This is a genomic window from Staphylococcus sp. HMSC62A08 (assembly GCF_001839105.1).
Taxonomy (GTDB): Bacteria; Bacillota; Bacilli; order Staphylococcales; family Staphylococcaceae; genus Staphylococcus; species Staphylococcus caprae.
Genome location: NZ_KV840036.1, coordinates 1 through 5,621, shown reverse-complemented (window position 1 = coordinate 5,621; position 5,621 = coordinate 1). Strand labels below are relative to the sequence as shown.

Genomic DNA, 5,621 nt, shown 5'->3' with positions numbered 1-5,621 from the left:
TGAAATCATCTTACTGCTATTATTTTTGGACAACGCTGTCCAAAGCTATTTTATGTTATTATTGTTCTTCAATTGGATATAAATATCTTTCGAAATAGCTAGAATGTTGCCCGCTTGCACCAAAGAATTGACTTAAAGCCACTTTTGAGAAATTATCATTGAAAATATCAGAAGCTTTGAAATCTTCGTAAGCAGTGCGACTCGCAAATCCAAAATAAATTTTATAAGTATTACCTTCTAACGGTCTAAGTAATCGATAACTTTTGAATCCAGCAAATGATTCAAATGGTGCACCTAAATGTAATAACTTTTTCTCTAATTGATTACTATGATCCTCAGAAGAAGGAATAAACATTGCACAGTAGAAATGATCTTCATTAAAATCTTCAACACTATAAAGCACATTATAAGAACTTGGGTGTTTGAGAACTGATTTTTCATCTGTTTCTTCTAAAATGACTGAAGTATCAGATGCTGAGAATTGGAATAGTTGATGATCTGGGTTATTAAGTTTAATTTGATTTAAAAATCCGTATGTCCCATAAGATGTATATAAATTCATGATACATTCCTCCCTTGTTTTAATTTATTATACGATTATAATATTTCTTTTGCTACAACAAAACTCTAGATTTTCTAATAAAAAGTAATAGAATTCTTCATAAAATTACAAATTCAACTAAAAATATAATTAAATATTTAGTTTAACTTTATTAGAATGTCCACGAAATAAATACCCGATTTTTAATAAAAATAAAGTATTATTTTAAACTTTATAAAACTAGGATTTACAAATAAAAGTACTATGTCTTTTTTATGACATTTAAGCATAATAAAATACGAAATTGCGTACAATATGCTATTATAGATAAGAATGATTTTAATGTAGGAGGACGCGAAGGTGCATAGTAAAAACGATACGATTTTAAAGACAATAAAAGGTGAAACAACGTCACACACACCCGTGTGGTTTATGCGTCAAGCAGGACGTTCACAACCTGAGTATCGCAAATTAAAAGAAAAATATTCACTTTTCGAAATTACGCATCAACCAGAATTATGTGCTTATGTCACACAGTTGCCTGTGGACAATTATCAGACTGATGCGGCAGTTCTTTATAAAGATATTATGACACCTTTAAAACCAATAGGTGTAGATGTAGATATTAAATCTGGTATAGGGCCAGTGATTTCTAATCCTATTAAATCGGTTCAAGATGTTGAAAAGTTATCTCAAATAGACCCTAAACGTGACGTGCCTTACGTGTTAGATACGATTAAGCTTCTTACAGAAGAGAAACTTAATGTACCATTAATTGGATTCACAGGTGCACCATTTACATTAGCATCTTACATGATTGAAGGGGGCCCTTCTAAGAATTATAATTTCACTAAAGCGATGATGTATAGTGATGAAGAAACATGGTTTGCTTTAATGAATCATCTTGTTGATATTTCAATCACATATGTAGTTGCTCAAATTGAAGCAGGTGCCGAATTGATTCAAATCTTTGATTCATGGGTAGGTGCATTGAATACACAAGATTATAATTACTATATTAAACCAGCCATGGAAAAATTAATCAGTGGCATTAAAGCCTATCATGATGTACCAGTTATTCTTTTTGGAGTAGGTGCGAGCCACTTAATAAATGAGTGGAATGATTTACCAATTGATGTGTTAGGTCTTGATTGGAGAACTTCAATTAAACAAGCTGATGATATGGGAGTCAAAAAGACATTGCAAGGTAATTTAGATCCTTCATTATTATTAGCACCTTGGGATGTTATAGAAACACGTTTGAAGGAAATACTTGACCAGGGGATGAATCGTGGTAAACATATATTCAATTTAGGTCATGGTGTATTTCCTGAAGTGAAACCAGAAACATTAAGAAAAGTGAGCGCGTTTGTTCATCAATATACTCAAAAATAGTTCTTTTGAAGATTTGGTGTCTCCCAAACCTTACTTAAGTAACGATAACTAACAATTAAAGGAAGGTTTTATCAATGAGTAAAACAATTGGATTATTAGTAATGGCATACGGTACACCGTATAAAGAGAGTGATATCGAGCCGTATTATACTGATATTAGACACGGTAAAAGACCAACTGAAGAAGAACTACAAGATTTAAAAGATCGTTATGAATTTATCGGAGGTTTATCACCTTTAGCAGGGACTACAGATAGACAAGCTGAAGCGTTAACTCAAGCTTTAAATGAAACGTATGATGATGTGAATTTCAAATTATATTTAGGTTTAAAACATATTTCTCCGTATATTGAGGATGCAGTCGAGAAAATGCATGAAGATGGTATAGAAGAAGCTGTCACAGTAGTATTAGCACCGCATTATTCAAGTTTCTCTGTCGGTTCATATGATGATCGTGCACAAGAAGAAGCGAACAAAAATGATATGAAACTTACGCACATTAAGCATTATTACCATCAACCTAAATTTATTAAATACTGGACTGATAAAATCAATGAAACATTGAATCAAATTCCAGAAAATGAGCATGATGAAACGGTGTTAGTTGTTTCAGCTCACAGTTTACCTAAAGGATTAATTGAGCGTAATAATGATCCTTATCCAGACGAATTACATGAAACTGCTCAGATACTTAAACAAGATTCCAATATCATTCACGTTGCTGAAGGTTGGCAATCTGAAGGGAATACTGGAACACCTTGGTTAGGACCAGACGTTCAAGACCTTACTCGTGATTTATACAATGAACATCATTTTAAAAACTTTATCTACACGCCAGTCGGTTTCGTATGTGAACATTTAGAAGTTCTTTATGATAACGACCATGAGTGTAAAGTCGTGTGTGATGAAGTAGGCGCCAATTATTATCGTCCCGATATGCCGAATACGGATCCTTTATTTATCGGTGCCATTGTTGACGAAATTAAAGCGCATTTTTAAAATAATGTTAAAAGCATATATATAATATTGAATAGGAGCGGAGCAGAAATAACATTTAGTAAAATTATTTGTGTTATCGCACCTTGGCAGTGATGGCAGGTATTGAGAGAAACTTAAAATAAGAATACTTTCAATTTGGAGTTCTATTGCCAATATGTTAAATGAGGCTGAGATAATCAATGATGTCCCAGCCTCATTTTTGAGGAAATTAAATTTAAGAATAATACACATTTTCAGGATAGATTTTTACGGGTCTGAAAGGAAGCGTGAAACAATTGAGTAAAAGAATTGCAATTATTGGAGCTGGAATTACAGGTTTATCGAGTGCATATTTTATTAAAAAGCAAGATCCTTCAGTAGAAGTAACGATATTTGAAGCGTCCAATCGTCCAGGTGGTAAAATACAAACATATCGCGAGGATGGATATACAATTGAATTAGGTCCAGAATCTTATTTAGGACGTAAGACGATTATGACAGATCTTGCTAAAGACATTGGTTTGGAAAACGATTTAATTACCAATACTACAGGTCAATCGTATATATTTGCTAAGAACAAGTTATATCCGATTCCAGGTGGTTCAATCATGGGCATACCTACGGATATTAAGCCATTTATAAAAACGAAGTTAATCTCACCACTTGGTAAATTAAGAGCTGGTCTTGATTTGTTTAAGAAGCCGATAGAAATTGAAGATGATATTTCTGTAGGAGATTTCTTTAGACAAAGATTAGGCGATGAAGTGCTTGAAAACTTAATCGAGCCATTGATGGGTGGAATTTATGGTACGAATATTGATGATTTAAGTTTAATGAGTACGTTTCCTAATTTTAAAGAGAAAGAAGAACAATTTGGAAGTTTGATTAAAGGGATGAAAGATGAGAAAGAACAACGTGTGAAACGACGTCAACTTTATCCTGGAGCACCAAAAGGTCAGTTTAAACAATTTAGACACGGACTTAGTTCATTTATTGAAGCGCTTGCTAAAGATGTGCAAAATAAAGGCGTCAATATTCGTTATAATACGACAGTTAATGATATTAAAGTCTATCAAAAAGATTACGAAATCGTGTTAGATAATGAGAGCGAGCGTTTCGAAGGCGTGTTAGTTACAACGCCACAACAAGTGTTTATGAAATGGTTCCATCATGATCCAGCATTTGATTACTTTAATAATATGGATTCAACTACTGTAGCAACTGTCGTGATGGCATTTGACGACAAAAATATTGAAAACACATACGATGGCACAGGATTTGTGATCGCACGTACCAGTAAGACTGATATCACAGCTTGTACGTGGACATCTAAAAAATGGCCATTTACCACTCCAGAAGGGAAAGTGCTTATCAGAGCATACGTAGGTAAGCCAGGCGATACTGTAGTTGATGATCATACGGATGACGAAATCGTCTTTATTGTAAGACGAGATTTAAGTCAGATGATGACGTTTAAAGGCGATCCTGATTTTACAATTGTTAATCGTTTGCCGAAAAGTATGCCTCAATATCACGTAGGTCATATTAAGAATATTAAAGCAATTCAACAACATATTAAAAACACGTACCCTAGATTACGTATCACAGGGGCTCCTTTTGAAGCTGTAGGATTACCGGATTGCATTCAACAAGGTAAGAACGCTATCGAAGAAATTTTAGAAGAATTATAAATCTTATATAACACTTTAATAAGAATGATTGCATTTAACTTTGCTCTATGAAAGAGTGATAGTTTATCGCAGTAGTATCATTCCTTTTAAAGTGTTTTTATTTTAAAATAGAGATGAACTGAATCAACTTATGAGGTGAAGAACATGACAGATGTGATTATCGTACATTCAAAATATGGAAATGCCACAAACCATTGGTATGAATGGCTAAAGCATAATTTAACATTAGAAGGTTATCACGTGACTTTATTTAATTTGGATGCGGATGCTCATGCTCAAATCGATGAATGGGTTAGCCAAATGAAAGATCAAATTCGAATTCGCAAATATGATACATACTTTGTCACTCATGGCTTTGGTACCATTGCAGCGTTGAAATTTATTGAAGGCACAGACCATCATATTGAAGGATTATTTAGCATCGCAGGTTTTAAAGAAGATGCTCATGTTATCGATGAGAATGTAAATTTAGACGGCATTTCTATTAATTATGAAAAAGTGAAATCACAGGTCGATCACTTTTATGGTCTTTCTTCAAAAGATGACAAATACGTCTCTTATAAAGAAACGAAAAGATTAATGGATACGTTGAATGGAAAAATACGTATCGTTGAAGAGGGCGGACACTTTCTAGAAGATGAGGGGTTCACAACATTTACTTCTTTACAATCTAGAATGCAAGGTTACATGACAAGGTAATTTGTATAGTTTCAATGCTAAGCGTGCTTTAAAAGTATTAGATGAACTTGTGAAGTATATATTTTAGTAAAGAAAAATATAAAAAGATATATGAGGTAATTTTTTACACAATTTAATTTCAAAACAATATTGACGAAATGTATTGTAATTTATATACTAATAAAGTACTTATTTGAGACGTCATTCATTTCAATTATCACAAATTGATTTAAAGTTGAAATGAACGAAATGTTAAATTTCTTTAAAAAAGTATTGACATTGTAAAGACGAAAATGGTAAGATAATAAGGTAGTCAAAAATAATATTGGCGCGGGATGG

At 32.9% G+C, this 5,621-nt stretch carries 5 protein-coding genes; 4 read left to right on the top strand and 1 reads right to left on the bottom strand.

The annotated features are described in order from the left end of the window. Positions 1-58: 58 nt before the first annotated feature. Positions 59-562, bottom strand: a complete 504-nt coding sequence (gene traP, locus HMPREF3264_RS05445; RefSeq protein WP_070872335.1) for a signal transduction protein TRAP — start codon at positions 560-562, stop codon at positions 59-61. A 339-nt stretch (positions 563-901) separates the two neighbouring features. On the opposite strand from traP, the gene hemE reads away from it, so the two are divergent. The 4 genes from hemE to HMPREF3264_RS05425 all read left to right on the top strand — a co-directional run bounded on the left by hemE (position 902) and on the right by HMPREF3264_RS05425 (position 5,303). After that, a complete protein-coding gene (gene hemE / locus HMPREF3264_RS05440) occupies positions 902-1,936 on the top strand; it encodes a uroporphyrinogen decarboxylase (protein ID WP_070872333.1) in 1,035 nt (344 codons plus the stop codon). 74 nt (positions 1,937-2,010) lie between these two features. Then, complete coding sequence (gene hemH, locus HMPREF3264_RS05435) at positions 2,011-2,934, top strand: ferrochelatase (protein WP_070872331.1); 924 nt, start codon at positions 2,011-2,013, stop codon at positions 2,932-2,934. A gap of 275 nt (positions 2,935-3,209) precedes the next feature. Continuing rightward, complete coding sequence (hemY, locus tag HMPREF3264_RS05430) at positions 3,210-4,604, top strand: protoporphyrinogen oxidase (RefSeq protein ID WP_070872329.1); 1,395 nt, start codon at positions 3,210-3,212, stop codon at positions 4,602-4,604. Between the two features lie 144 nt (positions 4,605-4,748). Next, positions 4,749-5,303, top strand: a complete 555-nt coding sequence (locus HMPREF3264_RS05425; RefSeq protein WP_070872327.1) for an RBBP9/YdeN family alpha/beta hydrolase — start codon at positions 4,749-4,751, stop codon at positions 5,301-5,303. The last annotated feature ends 318 nt before the right edge of the window (positions 5,304-5,621 follow it).

Excerpts from the sequence above, each read along its gene's own strand:
- HMPREF3264_RS05425 (WP_070872327.1), top strand. The coding sequence starts at position 4,749 with ATGACAGATGTGATTATCGTACATTCAAAATATGGAAATGCCACAAAC.
- traP (WP_070872335.1), bottom strand. The coding sequence starts at position 562 with ATGAATTTATATACATCTTATGGGACATACGGATTTTTAAATCAAATT.
- hemH (WP_070872331.1), top strand. The coding sequence starts at position 2,011 with ATGAGTAAAACAATTGGATTATTAGTAATGGCATACGGTACACCGTAT.